Annotated in this window: 3 protein-coding genes; all 3 read left to right on the forward strand. The window is 45.8% G+C overall.

Annotation, left to right across the window (positions count from 1 at the left end):
* Window positions 1-482: 482 nt before the first annotated feature.
* The 3 genes from AC13C0_RS02195 (at window position 483) to AC13C0_RS02205 (ending at window position 1958) form a co-directional block, all read left to right on the forward strand.
* Entirely contained in the window at window positions 483-1034 is a 552-nt protein-coding gene (locus AC13C0_RS02195; RefSeq protein ID WP_482953891.1) for a hypothetical protein, read from the forward strand.
* 117 nt (window positions 1035-1151) lie between these two features.
* Entirely contained in the window at window positions 1152-1430 is a 279-nt protein-coding gene (locus AC13C0_RS02200; RefSeq protein WP_482953892.1) for a hypothetical protein, read from the forward strand.
* Window positions 1431-1658: 228 nt separating this feature from the next.
* Entirely contained in the window at window positions 1659-1958 is a 300-nt protein-coding gene (locus AC13C0_RS02205; protein WP_482953893.1) for a hypothetical protein, read from the forward strand.
* The last annotated feature ends 230 nt before the right edge of the window (window positions 1959-2188 follow it).

The raw sequence follows: 2188 nt of genomic DNA on the forward strand, positions 1-2188 counted from the left end.
GAGGAAAGCGCAGTTGAGTTGGGATAGAATTGGACATGGGCGAACCTTGTTTAGCTTCTTCCGAAGCGTTATTGGTGTAACTCCCATTATATCAATGGGTTGAGCAAGGTTCGCCTTTTTTTATGAATAATTCGGGCTAGATGAGCTTTCTAGCAACTTTAGAGTCGAGTTTTGTTCACAGGGACCAACTGAAAAGGGCTGGTCGGGCCATTACTTAGAGTGCCCCATTTGTAAAGATCTGCTGGAAAAGGGCGGTTGCCACTGTTGTACCTGTGGAAACATATCGATCGACGACGGAATGCTACGAGTAACCGTCGAAAATGGCGATAAAAAGGCAGTAAAAACCTACTATGCCTACAAAAAATAGCCGCAAACTTTGGGGAACACCTAACCAGGCCATTAAGGTTGTTCCGGGCCAATGGCCCTCCACCGGACGCCCTTGTCAGGGCGCCGCTTATGGCTGGCGTTAGGTTGAAAATAGAATGATCGAAAGTCTCGAAAAACTGTGGCAGTTAACTGGAAAAGAGAGATCTCAATTTCCCGAATCTGAGAATTCTTATTTTGATCCTGTTGGCCTCACCTTATTTAGAGATATTGAGAATATGGGGTATTGGTGCACACCTGAAAACTCGGTTACGTTTGCAACAACCGGAGGTGATGGCGTCCACTTTGGTTTCATAACCGAGAATGGTGAAGTAAATGAAAACTCACCAATAGTAATGACTCTGCCCTGTGCTGATACATCAAACATTATAGTTGGTGCAAACTTCGAAGAATTCTTAAGTTTGGGGTGTCGTGGCGGTTACTTCGAGCTAGAACAAATTGAATATCAGCCAAAAGAGCATATTCCATTTCTTGATACTCACCAGTATTCATCAGAAATGGAGCCAAATGAGATCAATTTACTAAAAAGTATCGAGCACAAATTTAACCTTACAGCGTGGTCAAATCATTCAGCGAGGTTAGCAGAACTAAAGTTAAAATATTTTGGTGGCCTAAAATATTCGGCAGAGTACTATGAAGTTACAACCTAACCAGTGCATCTTGCCGGACTTGGGTAAACTGTCACCTTTTGTGCAAAGAAACGCACAAAAGCCGCCAATTCACCCAAGCCGCAAATGCAGGCGTTATGTTCAATTCGAGGAGGAATAATGGCCTGTCAGTCTTGCGCTAAGTTTTCAGACTACTTACCAGAGTCACGGACCTCAGGTTTTGATTTTTCAGGGGCTTTGGAAATCGCTTCGGAACTTCACCAGAGCGGATTGCTAGTTCAGTTGGCAGGCGACTGTAAAATTAAAGACACGATTGAAGAGCTTGAAACTGAGAGAAATTACACTGTTAGTCACCGTTTGCAGTGTAGTGAATGCAAAACAATTTACTTTATCGGCGGTTGTATTCGAGGTCCTGCGATTTTCGAAGTTGAAGATTAACTGCGACCGATGCGGGCTCTCAATAATGGAATTTGGGAGCGTTTAGGAAAAGTCCACGAACAAAGAAAAACATAACAAGGCCATGAAGGTTGTTTCGGGCCTTCGGCCCTACACCGGACGCCCTTGTCAGGGCGCCGCTTATGGCTGGCGTTAACAGCAGGCGTGCAATTTTCGCAGCTCCGTATACTCTGAGACACAGAGGTATACCGAACATAAGGAGCTGAAACCATGAAAATTTATTTTCTGCTGATCATGTGCCTGATTCGTGGAGTCACCAAGCCACCTAAAAAGGTGCTTATTGTGGCGAAGCTCTGGCACAAGACCTTGGCCATCCAAATTGCCGTGCTGTTCTCTAGTATTTCCCCGATGCTTTATGGCGCGACGTTGGAAGTCATCAGTGGAGAGGTGCCTTTAGGAGCTGCCGCCGTGATGGCCGTTTATTTGGCTATCGTTGCATACGTTGGACACCAATTTTGGCGCGTCGCCGATGGCTGTACGATTCAGCTCCGAGAGAGGTTTGGTGCCTAATCTCGAGAGCTGTTAACAAGGCAATTAAATTCGTTTCGGCCCGATGGGGGCCTCCACCGGACGCCCTTGTCAGGGCGCCGTTTATTGCTGGCGTTATAGCGGTTGGTGAGGGTGCAAAGGTTTTCTTGCCGTTTTTCCGGAGGTTATCGGACAGTACTGTATATGTAAACAGTATTTTTCTGGTTTTGGAACCTGCTGCAAGAAAACAAATAATGCGGATCGCCGTTGAG

Source organism: Marinobacter sp. B-21 (genome assembly GCF_056857895.1).